The 18,647-nt window shown below is 70.4% G+C and carries 15 protein-coding genes and 2 tRNA genes; 12 read left to right on the top strand and 5 right to left on the bottom strand.

Features of this window, described 5'->3' with window-relative positions; all coding sequences use genetic code 11:
• Positions 1 to 217 precede the first annotated feature (217 nt).
• The 10 genes from POL67_RS29985 (at position 218) to POL67_RS29940 (ending at position 9,955) form a co-directional block, all read left to right on the top strand.
• Entirely contained in the window at positions 218 to 1,192 is a 975-nt protein-coding gene (locus POL67_RS29985) for a formylglycine-generating enzyme family protein (RefSeq protein ID WP_271923284.1), read from the top strand.
• On the top strand, positions 1,189 to 2,199 hold the full coding sequence (locus POL67_RS53765) for a formylglycine-generating enzyme family protein (protein ID WP_271923282.1): 1,011 nt from the start codon (positions 1,189 to 1,191) through the stop codon (positions 2,197 to 2,199). Before POL67_RS29985 ends, POL67_RS53765 begins: the two co-directional genes overlap by 4 nt.
• A gap of 166 nt (positions 2,200 to 2,365) precedes the next feature.
• A tRNA-Ile gene (locus tag POL67_RS29975) sits at positions 2,366 to 2,439 on the top strand.
• Positions 2,440 to 2,468: 29 nt separating this feature from the next.
• Positions 2,469 to 3,239, top strand: coding sequence for a zinc ribbon domain-containing protein (locus POL67_RS29970; RefSeq protein ID WP_271923280.1), 771 nt, complete (start codon positions 2,469 to 2,471; stop codon positions 3,237 to 3,239).
• Positions 3,240 to 3,279: 40 nt separating this feature from the next.
• Positions 3,280 to 4,521, top strand: coding sequence for a serine/threonine-protein kinase (locus tag POL67_RS29965; RefSeq protein ID WP_271923278.1), 1,242 nt, complete (start codon positions 3,280 to 3,282; stop codon positions 4,519 to 4,521).
• A 116-nt stretch (positions 4,522 to 4,637) separates the two neighbouring features.
• Positions 4,638 to 5,150, top strand: a complete 513-nt coding sequence (locus POL67_RS29960; RefSeq protein WP_271923276.1) for a hypothetical protein — start codon at positions 4,638 to 4,640, stop codon at positions 5,148 to 5,150.
• Positions 5,151 to 5,171: 21 nt separating this feature from the next.
• Complete coding sequence (locus POL67_RS29955) at positions 5,172 to 7,526, top strand: PrkA family serine protein kinase (RefSeq protein WP_271923274.1); 2,355 nt, start codon at positions 5,172 to 5,174, stop codon at positions 7,524 to 7,526.
• A 25-nt stretch (positions 7,527 to 7,551) separates the two neighbouring features.
• Positions 7,552 to 8,325: a TatD family hydrolase gene (locus POL67_RS29950; RefSeq protein WP_271923272.1), complete on the top strand. Its 774-nt coding sequence runs from the start codon at positions 7,552 to 7,554 to the stop codon at positions 8,323 to 8,325.
• A gap of 39 nt (positions 8,326 to 8,364) precedes the next feature.
• Complete coding sequence (locus POL67_RS53760) at positions 8,365 to 9,687, top strand: energy transducer TonB (RefSeq protein WP_271923270.1); 1,323 nt, start codon at positions 8,365 to 8,367, stop codon at positions 9,685 to 9,687.
• 191 nt (positions 9,688 to 9,878) lie between these two features.
• Positions 9,879 to 9,955: transfer RNA gene (locus POL67_RS29940), tRNA-Met, on the top strand.
• A gap of 3 nt (positions 9,956 to 9,958) precedes the next feature.
• On the opposite strand, the gene POL67_RS29935 is transcribed toward POL67_RS29940, so the two are convergent.
• The 5 genes from POL67_RS29935 to murJ all read right to left on the bottom strand — a co-directional run bounded on the left by POL67_RS29935 (position 9,959) and on the right by murJ (position 15,597).
• Positions 9,959 to 10,384: a hypothetical protein gene (locus POL67_RS29935; RefSeq protein ID WP_271923268.1), complete on the bottom strand. Its 426-nt coding sequence runs from the start codon at positions 10,382 to 10,384 to the stop codon at positions 9,959 to 9,961.
• Between the two features lie 458 nt (positions 10,385 to 10,842).
• Positions 10,843 to 12,432: a L,D-transpeptidase gene (locus POL67_RS29930; RefSeq protein WP_271923266.1), complete on the bottom strand. Its 1,590-nt coding sequence runs from the start codon at positions 12,430 to 12,432 to the stop codon at positions 10,843 to 10,845.
• 375 nt (positions 12,433 to 12,807) lie between these two features.
• On the bottom strand, positions 12,808 to 13,230 hold the full coding sequence (locus POL67_RS29925; protein ID WP_271923264.1) for a DUF2231 domain-containing protein: 423 nt from the start codon (positions 13,228 to 13,230) through the stop codon (positions 12,808 to 12,810).
• A 126-nt stretch (positions 13,231 to 13,356) separates the two neighbouring features.
• A complete protein-coding gene (locus POL67_RS29920; protein ID WP_271923262.1) occupies positions 13,357 to 13,959 on the bottom strand; it encodes a protein-tyrosine phosphatase family protein in 603 nt (200 codons plus the stop codon).
• Between the two features lie 36 nt (positions 13,960 to 13,995).
• Positions 13,996 to 15,597 carry a murein biosynthesis integral membrane protein MurJ gene (gene murJ, locus POL67_RS29915; RefSeq protein WP_271923260.1) on the bottom strand — a complete coding sequence of 534 codons (1,602 nt, stop codon included), beginning with the start codon at positions 15,595 to 15,597 and terminating at the stop codon, positions 13,996 to 13,998.
• Between the two features lie 43 nt (positions 15,598 to 15,640).
• Between murJ and POL67_RS29910 the strand changes: the two genes are divergently transcribed.
• On the top strand, positions 15,641 to 17,398 hold the full coding sequence (locus tag POL67_RS29910) for a zinc metalloprotease (RefSeq protein ID WP_271923258.1): 1,758 nt from the start codon (positions 15,641 to 15,643) through the stop codon (positions 17,396 to 17,398).
• A 126-nt stretch (positions 17,399 to 17,524) separates the two neighbouring features.
• Positions 17,525 to 18,472, top strand: a complete 948-nt coding sequence (locus POL67_RS29905) for a type 1 glutamine amidotransferase family protein (protein ID WP_271923256.1) — start codon at positions 17,525 to 17,527, stop codon at positions 18,470 to 18,472.
• The last annotated feature ends 175 nt before the right edge of the window (positions 18,473 to 18,647 follow it).

Genomic DNA, 18,647 nt, shown 5'->3' with positions numbered 1-18,647 from the left:
TCGGGCTCCCGTGTTGTCCACGGCTTCCCGGCTCTCCGACCGACGCACGAGGACCAACCCCTTCCGTGGGCACCCCCTCGTTTCAACGGCACGCGATGGATGCGCCGCGCCTGCTCGCTCGAAAATTTTCCCCCTCGCGGTTCCTCGGTTCTACTTGCATGACGGGCGACGATCGAGAAGCCCTGCGGAGCTCGTGGGTACGACGACGAGGAGCGTGATGATCTCGGTGGGCGTCGGCCTCGTGGTCGGCGGACTCGCTTTGTTCGCACGTACCTCGGCCGTGTCCTTCCGCGCGGCCGCGCGCGTCGCGCCCGCGCCCGCGCTGCCTTCCCCCGAAGCGCGGCTCCCCCGCGAACCCGACGAACCCGCGACTTCTGCGGCGCCCTTGTTCACGCCGGCCGATCGTTTCTCCGAAGACCCTGCCGTACGCGCCGCTTGCCCGCCCGACATGGCGCTCGTCGAGGGCGACTTCTGCCCCAAGCTCGCGTACCGCTGCGGCCGTCGATCGAGCGAGCTCGGCCACGGCTGCGCCGAGTACGTCCGCGGGGTGCCGTGCCGCGGCGAGCCCGATCCACGCAGGTACTGCATCGATCGTCACGAGTGGCCGAACCGCGTCGGTGAGAGCCCGCGCGTCTATGTGAACTGGTTTGAGGCCAAAGAACTTTGTCAGTCGGTGGGCAAACGGCTGTGCCGCCGCTCCGAGTGGATCCTCGCGTGCGAGGGGCCGAAGCGGCTGCCGTATCCATGGGGCTTCGTGCGCCAGCCGAGCCCGTGCAACGTCGATCGTGCGGCCATCCCCTTCGACGTGAACGCGATGGTCGACGAGCGCACCCGCGAGGCCGAGATCGCGCGGCTCTGGCAGGCCGATCCGATCGGCTCGCATCCCGCGTGCATCAGCGCGTTCGGCGCGTACGACCTATCCGGCAATGTCGACGAGTGGACGGACAACCTCGCCGACGATCCCGAGACGAACCAGCCCTCGACGCTGAACGGCGGCTACTGGGGCCCGGTGCGCAACACCTGTCGGCTCACGACGAAGACGCACGGCCCGAAGTTCGCGTTTTACCAGGTAGGCTTCCGCTGCTGCGGGGACACGATCGACGGCGTCGAGACCCCGCCGCCGAAGCCGTTCCTCGACCGCGAGCGTGAGCCTGCCTCGCCCGGTGATCGCGCGGCCCACGAGGACGGGTGAGATCACGCGAGGCCGTCGTCTTTCCGCTCGTGCTCGCGGGTTCGCTCGCGCTCGCGGCGCTCCTCCTCTCGCCCCGCGCGGCCGAGCGACGCGAGGCGCAGCCGTCGGCTTCCGCCGCCGCCTCGATCGAAGCGCCGCCGCCTCCTCCGCCGCTGCTCGCGCCCGCGCCGAAGGAAAAACCGCCTCCTCCTTCGTACGTGCAGGTGAGCCCGGAGAGCGCGACCGCGTGTGGGCCGGGCATGGTCCTCGTCGACGGCATCTACTGCCCGTTCGTCGGGCATCGATGCCTCAAGTATCGCGAAGACGTGAAGGACGTGTGCGAGCGCTTCGGCCCCGAGGTCCTTTGCGAGGGCCGGCTCGAACGCCGGCGCTTTTGCATCGACGTTTACGAGTACCCCAACATGGAAGGCGTCAAGCCAGCGGTCATGGCCGACTGGAACGAGGCGCGGCGCGCGTGCGAGGTCGAGGACAAGCGCCTCTGCACGGTCGAGGAGTGGGAGTTCGCCTGCGAGGGCCCGGGGATGTGGCCCTATCCGTACGGCGCCGAGCGTGACGCCGAGGCCTGCAACATCGACAAGCCCGTCGAGCCGCCAGACTTCGACGCCTTCTCGGATCCGCGCCGCGTCTCGGCTGAGGTCGACAGGCTCGATCGCCGCGTCGCGTCAGGCGAGCTGCACCGATGCGTCAGCCCCTTTGGCGTGCACGACATGACGGGCAACGTCGACGAGTGGGTCGACAACCCCCAGGGCAAGCGCCTCGAAGCGCCGTACCGCTCGTCCTTGAAGGGCGGCTACTGGGGGCCGATCCGCGCGCGTTGCCGACCGATCACCTCGACGCACAACGAGTGGTTCAGCTTCTACCAGGTCGGCTTCCGGTGCTGCGGCGACCCGAAGGACGGGGGGCGGGCAGGTCCGGCGCCCGCTGGCAAGCGGCCGCGGCTCGGCCGGATGAACCTTCCGCCACGGAACGTCCCCGAGCGTTCGAAGCCTGCGCCGGAAAGTCCTTGAAAGTTCGATGCTTCGAGGTCGGGCGCGCCGGCGCTCGCGCGGGGCCCGCACGGCTCTTTCCGGGGAGCAAGCCCAAAGTGAACGATGACGCGGCGCTCCCCTTCCAACGGCCTCGATGTTGGACTAGCTTGTCCCCCGGGTCGCCTCCGGGCGATTCGGCGAACACGGGCCCATAGCTCAATCGGTCAGAGCCCCCGGCTCATAACCGGGCTGTTCCTGGTTCGAGTCCAGGTGGGCCTATCCCTTTTCGCAAGGAGCAGAGCATCCACGTGAGTATCCGCGACCAGATCGCACCCCTCGAAGAGCTCGCGACCATCGACGACGATCTGCGGAGGCTGGAGGAGCAGATCGGCAAGCAGCGGGGAAGCCTGGAGGGGATGCGGGCGGAGGCGAAGGTTCTCGAGGAACGCCTCCGTTCGGACCGAGAGATGCTCTCGCAGATGGAGAAGACGCGGAGCGAGCTCAGCGTCGAGCTGCGCCAGATGACGCAGCAGATCGAGCGGTCGCGCGAGAAGCTCGCGCGGTCGAGGAACGAGCGCGAGAGCAACGCGGCGCAACGCGAGATCGAGGAGCTGCGCAAGCTGCACCGCGATCGCGAGGAAGAGATCGAGCGCCTGAACACCGCGACCGAAGCGGCGAAGAAGTCGATCGACGCGACCGACGCCAAGCACCGCAACATCGTGCAGCAGATCGAAGGCACGGTGGAGGGCACGACGCGGCAGCTCGACGACGCCGAGTCGCAGCGCGCGACGCGGGTGAAGGAGCGCGAGCTCGCCGTGAAGAAGCTGCCGACGATGCTCTACCGTCGTTACGAGTCGGTCCGCACGCGGCGCCCGCATCCGATCGCAGCCACGCACGACGGCACCTGCCTCGGCTGCCATCTGACCATCCCGCCGATGATGTTTCAGAAGATGCTGCGCCAGGCCGAGTTCGAGCAGTGCCCGCACTGCCGCCGCATCCTCTACTACACGCCCGCGCCGGTGAGGGCCCCGGAGGGCGACGCCGCCGCCGAGGGCAGCTCGACTTCGTCACGCGCCTGATCCTCCGATTCGTCGGTCTCGTCCGATCCCCTCGCGGCGCGTGAAAGCCTGCACCACCTGCCATCGCCTCTACGAAGATGACGCGGACTTCTGCCCGCTCGAAGGGCAGAAGCTCGCGGGGACCGACGAGGTCTCGCCGAAGCCGGATCCGAGCGATCCGCGCGTCGGCGGCGCGGTGTGCGGCGGGCGCTACCAGATCTGGCGCGTCATCGCCGAGGGCGGCATGGGCCGCGTCTACCAGGCGCTCGACCGCGAGGAGAAGAGCTCGGTCGCGCTGAAGATCCTGCACGAGGAGGTCGCGCAGGATCCGGTGGCGATCGAGCGGTTCAAGCGCGAGTTCGAGGTCAGCGCGGTCCTGCCGCACGAGCATGTCGTGCGTGTCCACGCGTTCGAGCACGACGCCGAGAACAACTACGTGATCGTGATGGAGTACCTCGAAGGCGAGGAGCTCCGCGTGCTCATGCGCCGCGAAAAGGTGCTGTCGCCCGAGCGTGTCGTGCGGTTCGTCTCGCAGGTCGCGCTTGGCCTCGCAGCCGCGCACGAGCGCAAGACCGTCCACCGCGACCTCAAGCCCGACAACGTCTTTCTCTGCGGCGGCGACGAGGTCAAACTCCTCGACTTCGGCAGCGTCCGCGACAACTCCGTGGGCGCGAAGAAGATCACCGCGGTCGGCACGACGATCGGCTCGCCCTTCTACATGTCGCCCGAGCAAGCGCAGGGGCTCGTCTCGCTCGATCATCGCGCCGACGTCTGGTCGCTCGCGGCGATCACCTACGAATGCCTCACGGGCAAGGTCCCGTACGAGGGCAAATCAGGCCCGCAGATCCTGCTCAGCATCATGACGCGGCCGCACCGCCCGCCGAGCGAGGTGGGCCGCGCGCACGGCGTCCCGCGCACGCTCGACGCGGTGATGGATCATGCGTTCGCGAAGGAGCCCGATGACCGCATCCCCACGGTCGGCGCGCTGGCGGATCGGATCGGCCATGCGTACGGGCTCGAAGGCAGCCACGCGGCGTGGGCACGGACGACACAGGCCGAGCTCGGCGAGCGCATCCGCGTGGGCCTCCCCGGGCTGCTCGCGCGGCTCGAAGAGGAGCAGGGCGCGGCTGGGGATCTGAGCGCGATGGATGCGGCCTTTGCGGGCGCTGCCGCGGCGACGGGGCAAGGTGCGTTCCCGGAGGACACCGTCTCGGTCCCGACCACACGACCACGCTGGTTTTTTCCTGTCATCGTGTTCGTCGTCCTCGTCGCCTTGCTGATTGTGGTGCTCGGCGCGCGCTGAACACCGGGCTCGTGCATGGCTTGGGCGGCCCTTCCGTCGAACCCGTGCCGTTCGGGTGTTTCCGTCGACCCTCCGCCCGTGGTCAGGAGCAAACCGCCGTGGTATTCCGAGCCCTCATGAACAAGCCCTCGATGCGCCGTCCTCTCTCCACCCTCGCGTGCCTCGTGGCCCTCTCGGGCCTCTCGTTCGTGCTCGCCTCCGGATGTGGCCGGAGTGAAGCCGCCACGCAGCGCGGCGAAGAGACGAACGTTGCGGCCGTCGCCAAGGGCCCCAAGGCCGAGAGCGATACCTACGCGGTCGAGATGAAGGCGACGGGCCCGTACGCAGCGGGCAAGGAAGGGACGCTCGAGATCACGATCGTGCCGAAGGGCGCGTATCACATGAACGATCAGTACCCGTACAAGTTCAAGCTCGTCGATCCCGCGCCCGAGGGCGTCACGTATCCGAAGCCCTTGCTCAAGCGCGAGGACGGGACGTTCGACGAGAAGAAGGGATCGTTCAAGGTGCCGTTCGTGGCGTCCCGGGCGGGCAAGGCGAAGATCGCCGGCACGCTCTCGATGAGCGTTTGCAGCGCGGCGAACTGCGTGATGGAGAAGGTGGAGCTCGAGGTCGACGTCGACGTGAAGTAAGCCGGGGGCTAAACTCCCGGGGTGAAAGAGTCCGACGCCCGGGCAAGCCGCAGGTCCGAGCTCGCGCTGGCCGAGCTTTCCAACCTGGTCATTTCGATGCAGCGCCGCTTCCAAACGGGACGGCGCTTGCTTTCTTTCCAGGAGTACCTGGAGCTCTTCGCATCGGATCCCGCGCGCCACGGGCGTGATTCAGCCCGGTACGTGCGCGACATGTTCGACCACTTCGGGACGTACCCGGTCAAGCGTCCCTGGGGCGAGTGCACGCGCTACCGCCTCTTTGATCTGCCCTGGGAGCCCGAGCCGCTCCGGTCGCCGGCGACGAGCGCGCGCCGGGCGCCGTACCACGGGCGCGACGCGGCGCTCATCGGGCACGAGGAGCTGCAGGGCGAGATTTACCGCGCGCTCTCGAACTTCGTGCAGGAGGGGAGGGCGAATCGGCTCGTCCTGATGCACGGCCCGAATGGATCGGCCAAGAGCACGATCGCCGGCTGCATCCTGCGCGCGCTCGAGCATTACTCGACGCTCGACGAGGGCGCGGTCTACCGGTTTCACTGGGTGTTCCCGAGCCGCAAGACGACACGCGGGGCGATCGGCTTCGGCGGCGAGGGGGCCGCTGCTCCGATCGGCGGCAGCTTCGCGCACCTCGAAGACACGCAGATCGACGCGCGCCTCGTGAGCGAGCTGCGGGATCATCCGCTCTTCTTGATCCCCGTGCCGGAGCGTCGCGAGCTCTTGAAGAAGCTCTACGAGGAAGCCGGGATTGCAGACGCGCCGCCCGACTGGCTCATGAGCGGCAAACTCTCGCACAAGAACCAGCAGATCATCGAGGCGCTGCTCGTCTCCTACGAGGGCTCGCTCGCCGATGTGCTGCGGCACGTTCAAGTCGAGCGTTGGTTCATCTCGCGGCGGTACCGCACGGGCGCGGTCACCATCGGCCCCGAGCTCAGCGTCGACGCGGGCGAACGGCAGATCACGGCCGATCGCTCGCTCGCCGCGCTGCCCACGGCGCTCCAGGCGCGGACCCTCTTCGAGGCGCACGGGGATCTCGTCGAGGCCTCGGGCGGCGTGCTCGAGTTCAGCGATTTGCTGAAGAGGCCGCTCGACGCGTTCCGTTACCTGCAGCTCACGCTGGAGACGGGCGAGGTGAGCCTGCCGCAGCAGACGATCCAGACGAACGTGGTCATGATCGGCAGCGCGAACGACATTCACCTGAACGCCTTCCGCGAGCACCCCGAGTTCCCGAGCTTCCGCGGTCGTTTCGAGCTGCTCCGCGCGCCCTACCTGCGGAGCTACCTCGACGAGCAACACATCTACGACGCGCAGATCGCGCCGTTCGTCACGCGGCACGTCGCGCCGCACGCGACGCGCGTGGCGGCTCAGTTCGCCGTGCTCACGCGCATGCGGCAGCCGGAGGCGAAACGGTATCCCGAGGCGCTCGCGCCGATCGTCTCGTCGCTGACGGCGGCCGAGAAGATGGAGGCGTACGCGACGGGGACACCGCCGGAGCGGCTTGACGGCGACTCGCAGAAGCTGCTCCGCGCGAACATCCGCGCGCTCTACCAGGAGACCGATGCCACCGTCGACTTCGAGGGGCGCTCGGGTGTCTCGCCGCGCGAGATCCGCTCGCTCCTCCTCGACGCCGCGCAAAACCGGGATCACGGCTGCCTGTCGCCGTTCGCCGTCCTCACCGAGCTCGACGAGCTTTGCAAGCGGACCTCGGAGTACGACTGGCTCAAGGAGCGCGCGCTCGCGGGCGGCTACCACGACCACAAACTCTTCCGCGACGTCGTGCGCGCACGGCTGTTCGACACACTCGAGGAGGAGATGCGCTCGGCGAGCGGGCTCGTCGACGAGACGCGCTACGGCGAGCTCTTCGATCGGTACGTGCAGCACGTCGGCGCGTGGGTGAAGGGCGAGAAGATTCGAAACCCGCACACGGGGGACTTCGAGGGCGCCGACGAGCGCATGATGCGCGAGATCGAGGGCTTGCTCGGCGTGCGCGGCAAGCACGACGATCACCGCCGCGGGCTCATCGCGATGATCGCGGCCTGGGCCATCGATCACCCTGGCGAGCGGGTCGTCAACGCCGTGGTCTTCCCGCAGCAGATCCGCAAGCTGCGCGAGGCCGTGTTCACGGAGCGGCGCAAGGCCGTGGCGCTGCTCTGCCGGGACCTCGTGGCCATCCTGCGCGATCGCGCGAACCACGCCGCGCAGGGCGTACGCGACGAGCCCCTCTTCGGCGGCCTGCGCGACGAGCAACGCAAGAACGCGCTCGCCGCGCTCGATCGGCTCATCGCGATGGGGTATTGCGAGAGCTGCGCCCTCGACGCGGGCAGCGCGCTCCTCCGCGCGCGGTTCTCCGAGCTCGTCACCTGACGGGCGCGTCGTGGGTCCGAATGCGATGTTGATCGACACCCACTGCCACCTCGATCCCAGCTACTTTCCCGAAGGCGAAGACGCCGTCCTCGAGCGAGCGCGCGCGGCCGGCGTCGAGGCGTTCGTCGTGATCGGCGTCGGCGAGGACCTCGGTCCGGCGCGCTTCGCCGCGGCCCTCGCCGCGCGGCGCCCCGACGTGTGGGCCTCCGTCGGCCTGCACCCGCACGACGCGCGTGTCCTCGACGGCGCGATGGAAGACGAGCTCGAGCGCCTCGCCCGGGCGCCACGTGTCCAGGCCGTGGGCGAGGTCGGGCTCGACTACCACTACATGCACTCGCCGCGCGAGACGCAGCAGGAGGTCTTCCGGCGCATGATCGCGCTCGCGCGGCGCGTCCAGAAGCCCATCGTCGTGCACACGCGCGAGGCGGCCGAGGACACGATCCGGGTGCTCGAAGAAGAAGGCGCGCGTGAGGTCGGCGGCATCATCCACTGCTTCTCCGAGGATCGGCCCTTCGCCGAGCGGGCGCTCGCGCTCGGCTTCGACCTCTCGTTCTCGGGGATCGTGACGTTCAAGAATGCGCGCGCCATCCACGAGGTCGCCGCGTGGGCGCCGCCCGATCGGATCCTCGTCGAGACGGACAGCCCGTACCTCGCGCCCATCCCGCTGCGCGGCAAGCGCTGCGAGCCCGCGTATGTGGTGCACACGGCGCGGCGCGTCGCGGAGCTCCGCGGCGAGAGCTTCGACACCCTGGCGACGCGCACGACGGAGAACGCGCGCCGCCGCTTCGGCCTCGCCTGAAGCGCCCGCAAGCGCGCGGAGACGAGGCATACTGGAGGCGTGCGGGGCATCGACGGACGCAGGCTCGTCTCCGCGAGTTTTTTCTCGCTCGCGGTGCACCTTGCCCTGCTCGCGACCGGCGGCGCCCTGCTCGTTCGCGCTTCCCGCGCGGAACCAGGCCTCGCGCTTCGAGGTCTGCGCGCGCCGCTTCGTGACGAGGTCGTCGAGATCGAGCTGCCGACGCTGAGCGAAGGATCGATCGCCGGCGAGCTCCTCGAGCTGCCGGCGGTCGCCGTTCCGCGCGGGGGAGGGGAGGCCGAGCCGCGTCCGGATACGGGCGAGCGGGGTCGCGGTGGCACGGACACGGCTTCTGCGCGCGCGACGAACCTCGCCGATCGGCAGGACGATCGCGCGCTCGTCACGGAGGTCCCGTCGCGGATCGATCGCACGCAGGTGCAGCGCATCGACGCGGGCGAGGAGCGCGCGTCCCGCGAGGATCGGCGCGCGAGCCGTGAGCCGATGGAGCTCACCTTCCTCGCGAGTGGTCGCTCCGGCAGTCGACCCGAGCGACGCACGTACGCCGTGCACGATCCGTCCTCGGGCGGACTCCGCGCCGGACGCGCCACGCGGCGTGGAGGAGCGCTCGGCGCTGCGGCGCTCCCGCCCGACGGCATCGAGGTGGCGCGGCCCGTCGGCGGCGCGGAGGAGGGCGTCGACGCGCCTTCCGAGGGGATCGGCGCGCGGGATGGGGCGCCTGGCAAGGACGCGCGCGCGAGCGCCGAGGTGCCACTTGCGCGGCCCTGGGTGACGGCGGGAACGCCGTCCGTGCCTGCGGATCACGAGGGACGACCCACGGACCGCGTCGACAGCGAACAAGAGGCTGCGCTCGCGCTCCAGTCGATCGTGCACGCGAGCACCGCCGGCGGCGCGCCGGGCGACGGGACCGGTGGGCAAAACGGACCCACGTCGCCGGGATCGGGCGGCAGCGCGGGCCGCGGCTCCGTCGCCGATCCGCTCGGCACGGGCCAGGGACCTGGCCTCGACGCGAGCGCGCTCGACAAGCGCCGCATGGACTACGTGCGTCGTGTCCTCGCGCGGATTCATCCCCTCTGGAAAGACGCGTTCCCGCGCTGGGCGATCGCGGAGGGGCGCGGCGGCACGGTCGTCGTGGCGTTCGTCATCCGCGCTGATGGCAGCGTCGCGAGCGCGCGTGTGGCGCGGCCGAGCGGCATCCCCGAGTTCGACGAGAATTGCCGGCAGGCGGTCCTGCGCGGCGCTCCCTTCGAGCCGCTCCCGCGCGAGCTCGGGCCTACCTTCGCCTGGTCGATGCCCTTCGTCGCGAAGAATCCCGCGGTGCGCCCCCCGGATCCTGCGCGCCCCTGACGCGCGGACAAACATGAGAGCTTTCAGAACGCTTCCCGGGGCGGACCGGCGGGCCGAAGGACATGCGCCTTCGGCCTCCCCCTCACCGGCCTTTCGCGTGGGTTTGCCCACGCTCTTCGCGAGAAAGCCCCCCTCGACGGATTGCCTGCTTGACAGGCCCGTCGGCCGTCGACATAGTGCGCGCCGCTTCCGCCGAAGTAGCTCAGTTGGCTAGAGCAGGCGTTTCATACGCGCCGGGTCGGGGGTTCGATTCCCTCCTTCGGCACCAGCTTCAACCGCTCGACGACACAGGCGCCGCAGCGCTGCCGCGTCGAGCTTGGCTCGCACCCGAGCGAGCGCCCGTCCTGCGGGTGCTGCTCGGGCGGGCCTGGCTTCCCGCCGCCGACTTGCGCGACGTCGAGGCGCTCTTCCGGGGCGCCCGCGCCGGGGCCGCCTTGGACGCCGTCGTGCGTTGTCCGGCGGCGCTGCGCGTCGTCTTCTTCGCAGCCGTGCGCTTCGCGGGGGCGGCCTTGCGCGCCGTCGCGCGTCCGGCCGTTTCCGTTCGCGTAGTCGCCTTCGTCGCCGCGGCGCGCTTGCTGGCGCTCTTCGTCGTCCTCTTCGCCGCGCCCTTGGCCGCGTTGGAGGCTTTGCGCGCCGTGGTTGTCGCTCCGCGCTTGGCTGCGCTCTTCGTGCGCGTCGTCGTCGTCTTGGAAGCCATGGTTCGTCCCTCTGCCGCCGCGGGATTGAACGCGATCCGGTCGTCGGACCACGCGTTTCCTCCGCCGTCGCCTCTTGCGAGCGAAGGGCGCGGTGACGTGCGTGCTCGTCGGCAAGGGTCGTGCCGTGCCCTTCGCGACCCCCGTGCGCGCGCTCAATCGCCTCGTGACGCGCGCGCTTTGACGCGTGGGAAGGCTCGTTTTGCGCGTGTTGTTCGGGAGAATCGAGCCTTCGGGGTGGCTTCGTCGGGAGCGTCATCCTTGCCGCGCGGGCGACGCGAGATGCGGCGCGGCGCGTGGGCCCTGGTGTCACGGCCGGGGGCAATCGCGATCCGCGCGGACGACGTGCGAGCAGGGAACGCACAGCCTGCTTGGTGGCCTGTCACGCTGCGGGACAGTCGTGCTTCCGCTGCAAAGGGTTGGGGCGTAGCTCGGGTTGTCCGCGCGGAGCCCCCGAGCGCTACGGCCGAACGACGACCATCGTCCCTTCGCCCATCGCGTCGGTCACGCCGTGCCAGCCCTCTGGCAGCTCCGGCCCGGACCAGTGAAAGAGCCTGCGCGCGTCGACGGGCGAGAGCGCGACAGCATGGAAAGTTTGCGCTTCCCCCAGCCCATCACCCCAGTACGTGCCCGTGAGCGCGTATCCCGGTTCGAACTCCATCACCCAGGGCGCGTCGGCGACCTCGAAGTCGCCGTGCACCTCGCGGCTGTCGAGCGCCGCGCTCACCTGTTTTTTACGAATCCGGAACGTCCCGCGCGCCGTCGACGCGCTCTCGGCCGCTTCCTTCAGCACGTCGCGTCCCGACGAGATCAACGTCGCGTAGACCGGCTTCTGCCCCTCGTAGGCCGTGAGCGTCTGGTTGGCCAGGCTCACGTCCAGCCACTTTTGATCGCCCTTCGCGAAATCCGGGAACTTCGTCCGGCGGACGATCACCACGAGGTCCTGCGCGCGCAGCCAGTAGCCCTCGCGTGACTGCTCGAAGCGCACGCCGTTCACCGTCCGGAACTTCCCGCTGAGCGGCACGGCCGTGCGCCTCTCGAGCTCCTCGTCCTCGTCCGGCTCGGCCTCGCCCTTGCGTAGGTTCCAGGCCGTCACGCCGGACTTGTGCACGAAGGCCACGGGCAGCCCCACCTTCTCCACGTCGAGCCCGTGCCACGTCGTCCCGAGGGCCGGCTTCAGCCTGTCGATCGGGACCACCTGCCCCGAGGGCGTCACGCCGAAGCGCCGCCCCTCGCCCCCGTTCGACGCGACCGACGCCACGAACGACCCCGCCAGCGCCACGCCGCTGCCCTTGCGCAAGACGCCGCTTTTCAGGTCCGCCACGCGGGACGCGAGCGGCGCGAGCGGCGCCACCGCGGGCGCCGGGAATGCGAAGAACGAGCCCACCGTGCGCTTGCCGGCCGCGTCCGCGCCGTCGACGCCGGGCATCAGCACGGGCGGGCCTGCGGGCACGCCGCGTGGATCGACGGGCACGTCGTTCGCGGCCGCGCCGAGCACCTCGGCGTCGAGCGCGCCGCGCTTGTTGAGGTAGCGCTTCAGATCGGGCTCCTCGGTCGTCTGCTCGGCCGGCATCGGCAGGCGCGTGTAGATCGGCACGCCTTCGGTCCGGGCGCGGCCGTAGCGGTAGGGCAGGGCGCGCGAGAGATCCGGGCCGGGCGGCAGCGCGACGGCGAGGGACGGATCCGTCGTCGCAGCCTCGCCTGCGCACACGAAGCCACGCGGGCGCACGACGTACCAGCCGCCTGGGCATTCCTTTCGCGTGAACGGCTCCGAGGAGCGCGCGATCGCCGCCCCTGCGCTGAGCTCCCCGAGCGGACGGCCCTTCGTCGAGGGCCGGTCGTACACCACGGTGCCGCTCTGCAGGACGACGAGCTTCGGCCCATCGGCCGGCGGCGACGGCGCCTCGGGCGGCGGCTCCTCCGTCGGCTCGCCCTTCGCGAGCGCGGGGGCGTTACCGCCCTTGCAGCCAAGGGGCGCGAGCGCGAGCGCGCAAAGGAGCGGGAGCCCGAGGCGCGTGGGCCGGGTCGAGCCAGGGCGATCGTCTTGCATCGAGGCGACGCATGCCAGAGCTCGCGTCGATGGGCCAACTCTCGTGCTTTTCGGCTCAGGGCGCTGCGCTGGGGCGTTGCCCCAGGCCCCACCAGGGGCTGTCCGCCCCTGGACCCGGACCAGCGAGGCGCTGGACCCAGGACGATGAACTGCGCGATGCGCAGTTCATCGCACAGGCCGGGTCAAGACCGGCAACGTGCCTGCCCAGCGAGACAGCAGCGCTGACGTTGCGGTGGGCATCTCCCCTGGCCGTTGGAAGAACTGCGCGGAGCGCAGTTCTTCCACCAAGGTCCAGCGCTGGCGCTGGTCCGGGTCCAGGGGTGGACAACCCCTGGTCGGGCCCGGGGTGAAACCCCGGCGAGACGCCGTGGAGATCTACGCCTGCTCCCGGGTTGCTTCGTCGCCGAGCCAACCTGCCAGCGTCGCGACGCCGAGCGCCATGATCGAGAGCGCCACGCTTGCTGACGGCGTCACGCCATCGGGGTGCACGGCGCGCAGGACGAGGCTTACCGCGAACGGCAGGAGCGCGCAGATCGAGAGCCACAGGAACAAAAAGCTCAGGTCGCGCGCCCGGGATCCCGGCCGATACCGGTCGTGCTCCCGCGCGAAATACACGGACGACAGGGATCCGCTCACGAGCCCTGCCGCGAGGTTCACGGCGGCTGCGACGCCCCAGACGTGCGCGCCCGAGAGCATCGCGACGACGTCGAAGGCGAGGGAGATCGCGAAGAAGACGAGCGGGAGCACGATGAGCAGCGTGTGCACGTCCCCGCGGCCAGCGTGCGCGATCGTTCGCATGAGGTCTCCAGGCGGGGGCGCTCGCGCCTCCCCCGGGCCTCGATTGGAAGGGCCGTGCCAGCGCGGGGTGGTTCGCGCGCGCCGTGCCCGTGATCTCCGTGTTCCTTGGTCTACGCGTTCCTCGGACTACACGTTCTCCGCGCTCCTCCGGCCACCGCGCGTCGACACGTAGTCGTTCACGAACCGAAGCTGCCCCTCGCGCATCGCCACGCGCCTCCGCGCGCGGATCCAGGCGATCGCCTCCTCCACGTTCATGCCCCGGTAGAGCGCCAGGTAACACACGACGAGCGCCACGCTCCGGCCCACGCCGCTCGCGCAGTGCACGTAGACCCGGTGCCCCGCTTGGATGTGCTCGGCGAGGAACGTGAGCGCGCGGTCGGCGTCCTCGGGGCTCGGCGTGTTCATGTCCCAGCAGGGGATCTGCAGGTAGTCCATGCCCGCGGCGCGCAGCGTGCCGAGCGGCTCCACGAGCTCGCTCGTCGCGTTCACCACGGCGCGCACGCCCAGCCGCTCGAGCTCGGCGACGTCGCTCGGCACGAGGAAACCGCCGAGCAGGATCTGAGGCGTGATCCACGTCCGCCAGCCACGATCGGGCGACAGCTCCACCAGCGTGCGGCGCGCGGCGAGGAAGACGTAAAACGCGGCGCGGTAGGGGTGGAAGAGCGCGGGGTGCAACATCTTGCCAGGCGTCACGCTGCGTTCTTGCAGCGCCCGGCGCCGCTCCGCCACCGGCTTCTCACGCGCAGCAGCCTGGGGAACACCCTCTCAGCGACGGGCGCGTCGCAGGAGCGAGCGCACGTCGAAGAGCCCGAGCAGCGGGCAGAGCACCACGAACGCTGCACCGAACGCCCCGAGCGAGAGCATCGCGCCGATCGTCGTCCCCGCGAGCGCCGCGGGCAAAAGGGAGCGCACGAGGACACCCGCGCCCACGGAGATCACGCCGAGCAGCGCGATCCGCCCGCCGCGAATCGCCCCGAGCCCGAGCCCTCCGATCGCCCGAGACAGCCGGATCCCCATCGCGCACGTCTCCACCCAGCCCGCGATCACCGCGCCGAGCACCACGCCGAGCACGCCGAGCGGCCGCATCAAGACGAGCGCGAGCGCCGTGCTCACGACGACCCGCAGCACCGCGAACCGCGCCGGCGTCCGTGTATCGCCGAGCGCATACGCCGTCGTCGTCAGCACACGCCCCGCCGCGTTCCCGAGCAGCGCAAACCCATACGCCGCGAGAAGCGGCTTTACCCGCGCGGTTGCTTCTTGATCGAAGGTCCCCGTCTGGAGGAGCAGCGCCACGAGGTCCCCGCCGAGCAGAACGAACACGAGCGTCGCCGGCACCGTCAGCACGGCGATGCGCGCGAGGGACGCGCCGAGCCGCGCGCGCACGGCCGCGTTCCGCTTCGCCACGTCCGCCTCCGCCGTGTCGCGGGAGAGCTCGGGCAGCGCCGCCGCGGCCTCGCCCGTCCCGAGCACGCTCATCGGCAGGAGGTAGATCGTCTGCGCGTAGCCGAACGTCGCGTTCGCGCCCGTGCCCAGAAAGCTCACGAGCAGCGTGTCCACGAGGCCCGAGATCTGGATGATCCCCCGACCCACGAGCGCGCCGGGCAGCCGCGCCGCCGCCTCGCGCACGTGCGGATCCTTCGCGTCGAAGCGCGGGGCGATCCTCCCGAGTAGCCTCCGCGCCGCCGGCAAGAGCACCACGACCTGCAAGAACGCCCCCGCGAACGCGCCCCACGCGAGCGCCGTCGCGAGCGCGCCGCCCCGCTGCCCGAGGAACGTCCCCGCGATGACGAGCGCCGCGATCTGCGCGAGGCTCCACACCACGGGCGCCGCGTACGGCAAGAAGAAGCGCCTGTGCGCGTTCAGCACGCCGAGCCCCCACGCCGACAGCACGAGCAGGCCCGTCATCGGGAAGACGATGCGCACGATGGTCGCCGTCCCCGCGAGCTTCTCCTCGTCGAACCCCGCCGCCACGAGCCACGACAGCCACGGCGCGAACAAGACGCCGAGCGCCGACGCCACCACCACCACCACGAGCAAGAGGCCAAGCGCCGACCGCGCGAACCGCGCCGCCTCCTCGCCCTTGCCCTCGCCACGCAGCCGCGCGTAGAGCGGGATGAACGTCGCGGACAACGTCCCTTCGCCCATCAGGTTCTGCGTGATGTTGCCGACGCGGAACGCGGCCGCGATCATGTCCGCCCAGGCCGATGTCCCGAAGTAGTGGGCCATGACGCGCTGCCGCACGAGCCCCACGAGCCGTGACAACACGATGCCCGCCGTGACGAGCGCCGCCGATCGCGCGCCTCCTGCCCTGGGAGGTGCTTCTTCGCGGCCTTTGGTCCCCGCCGCCGCCGTATCGACGCTCTGCACGCGCCAGCTTCTACCCCAACCCGGCGCGAGCTAGAATCTCGAGATGCTTGCACCTACCGCCTTCCGTGGGCTCTCGGCTTCCCTTCGCGCCTCGTCCGCCGGAGTTCTCCGGTCCTCCTTCTTCTCCGCGATCGCGCTCCTCACGCTCGCCGCGTGCGGCGCGACGACCCGCACCGAGACTCCCGGTACCGGCGGGGAAGGCGGCGAGACCTGGACCGCGGGCCCCGGCGTGGGCGGCGCGGGCGCGGGCGGCGCAGGCGGGAACGGCGCGGGCGGCTCAGGCGTGGGTGCGGGGCCGAGCGGGCCCTATTCGCTCGAGCACATCGACCTCGGCGACATCCCGCTGAACACGCTCCAGCCCTTCGAGGTCCCCGACCGCGCCCTCGGCCTCACGGTCACGGTCGGCGCGGCGGACCTGAACGACGTCGTGGGCATCAGCCGGCTCCGTCCTCCCACGGGCGACCCGGTCATCTTCAACTACGCGATGGCCGGCAAGAACAACCTCGCCTTCGCGAACTACGGCTGGGTCGGCGGCGCGAACCCGCAGTCCGACGGGCCGGACGCCTGGCCCATGCAGCAAGGCCAGTGGCGCATCGCCCTCGGCGACGACGACGGCACGGTCAAGAGCGCGCACGTCGACGTGTGGATCCGCCGCACGAAGGACGGTCTCTTCCACGGCGGCGTCGTCGACGTGAACGTCTTCCTCGCGCCGAACTCGACCACGCAGAACTACGTGAACCAGGTCCTCAGCGAGATGTTCGTCGACTACGCCGGCCTCGGTCTCGGCAAGGTCACCTTCCTCCCGCTCGACGCGAGCTTCACGAACGTCGGCACGTACAACGAGTACCGAACCCTCCTCGCCTCCTCGTCGGGCGCCGGCAGCGCGCCGGCCTTGAACCTCTTCGTCATCGGCAGCTTCGGCTCCGAGTTCGGCCAGGCCATCGGCGTCGCGGGCGGCATCCCCGGCAGCCCCGTCCTCCACGGCACCACCATGAGCGGCGTCGCGTACATGCCCTCGGGCAACCCGCAGTACGACGCCAGCGTCCTCCGCCACGAGGTCGGCCACCTCGCGGGCCTCTTCCACACGACCGAGTTCTCCGTCGAGGAGACCGATCCCCTCAGCGACACCGTCGAGTGCCCGACGTCCGTCATGCAGTCGAACCCCGACAACTGCCCGGACGTCACGAACACGATGTTCCCGATCGCCTACGGCGCGCTCGACCTCACCGAGGCGCAAAAGCGCGTCCTCCACGGCAGCGCCCTCTACCGCGGCATCCTCGAAGAAGGCGGCCAGCCCACGCCCCCAGAGCAGCCGCCCACCGGTGGCAAGTTCGCTCCGCCGCTCCCGCCCCTCGCCCCCGAGCCGCCCTTCGCCGTCGCCGCCACGCGCCGCCCGAACAAGCCGCTCCCGGCGAAGCCCACGACCCTCGAGCGTGTCCTCGGTGGTGTCTGGTGCGCGCACGGCAAAGGCGACTACGAGGCCCTCGCGCTCCGCATCGCCGGCGCATCCGCGCCCCTCACGCTCCGCACGCTCGTCCTCGACGACAAGGCCTCCGAGCTGATCCGCGCCCGCGCGCTCGGCGCCTACGTCCGCGTCTCCCAAGGCGACGAGCGCACCCGCGCCGTCACGCTCGCGGAGACCCTGGCGACGCAGGAAACCACGAGCACCGATCTACGCGTCTCCGCGCTCCGCTCGCTCGCTCGGTTTGCCCCGTCCCGCGTGCGCCAATCCGCTGCAACTGCAGCGCAATCCGAAGATCCGGTCGTGCGGGCGGTCGCTTGGACTCTGCGTGGAAAGTGACAGAAATGCTGTCTTTTCGGCGCTCGGGCTTCGTGCTACGACCATCGCGGCGCCGGGGGAAGATGTAGAGGTCACGCGCGTGATGGGTCGTTTTGCAATTCCCTCGGCTGGATGGAGGTTGGTGACGTGAGCGGAGAGCCGCGACAGCTCCCCTTGCGGATCTGCCTGGTCGACATGAACAACGGGCATGTCAACCAGGCGATGCGATGCCTGCGCGGCATCGTGTCGACGTTCTTCGACCGCGTCCGCCGCCACAACCCCAACGTCGAGTGCGTGCTCGGCGAGGTGTCGCCGCGCGACACCCAAAACCCCGTCCCGCGCGACTACGACCTCTACATCTCGACCGGCGGCCCCGGATCGCCCTACGACGGCGACGGCATGCCCTGGGTCACGGACTACTCGGGCTTCCTCGACCACGTGGCCGACTCCGCCATCCGCGGCGGCGAGGAGCAGAGCGCGCTCTTCGCCATCTGTTACTCCTTCGAGATGGTCGTGCGGCACTTCCGCCTGGCCGCCGTCGTGCCCCGCACCGAGCGCAAGTTCGGCGTGATGCCCATCTACACGACCCCCGAAGGCCAAGCCCACCCACTCCTCCGCCCCTTCGGCGACCGTCTCTTCGCCTTCGAGCACCGAAGCTGGGAAGCCGTCGACCTCGACGAGCCGCTGCTCGAATCCCTCGGCGGCTCCCTCCTCGCCCGCGAGAGCCGCGACGGCATGTCCAAAGGCCGCGCCATCCTCGGTCTCGACGTGACCGCCGGCATCGAGTCGGTCCAGTTCCACCCGGAAGCCGATCGTCCCGGCGTCATGAACTGGGTCTCCCGCCCCGAACAAGCCGCCGCCTTCAAAGCCGCCTACGGCGAACTCACCTACCAGGCGATGCTGCGCACCCTCGACGACCCGCGCCGTCTCGCCCGCACCTACGCCCTCGTGATCCCCGGCTGGATGGCCCGCCGCTTCAACATGCTCGCCCAATTCCGCGGCTACGTGGAGCTGCCCCCGCCCAGCGAGAGCCAAGCCGACATCTTCGCCTCCCCGCCCATCCAGGACCGTCCGGCGCAAGCTGCTTCAGCCTGAGGTTGGGGCGTTGCCCCAAACCCCAGCGGGGGCTGTCCGCCCCCTGCACCCCGGACCAGCCAGGGGCTGGACCCAGGGTTGAAAACCTGCGCGATGCGCAGGTTTTCAAGCAGGCCCGGGTCAAGACCGGCGACGATCCTGCCAACCGAGACCGCCGCGCTGCGGGTTCTGCTGG

This window comes from Polyangium mundeleinium (genome assembly GCF_028369105.1).
GTDB lineage: Bacteria > Myxococcota_A > Polyangia > Polyangiales > Polyangiaceae > Polyangium > Polyangium mundeleinium.
Note: the sequence above shows the minus strand (reverse complement) of the source record. Positions and strands in the feature narration are given on the sequence as shown.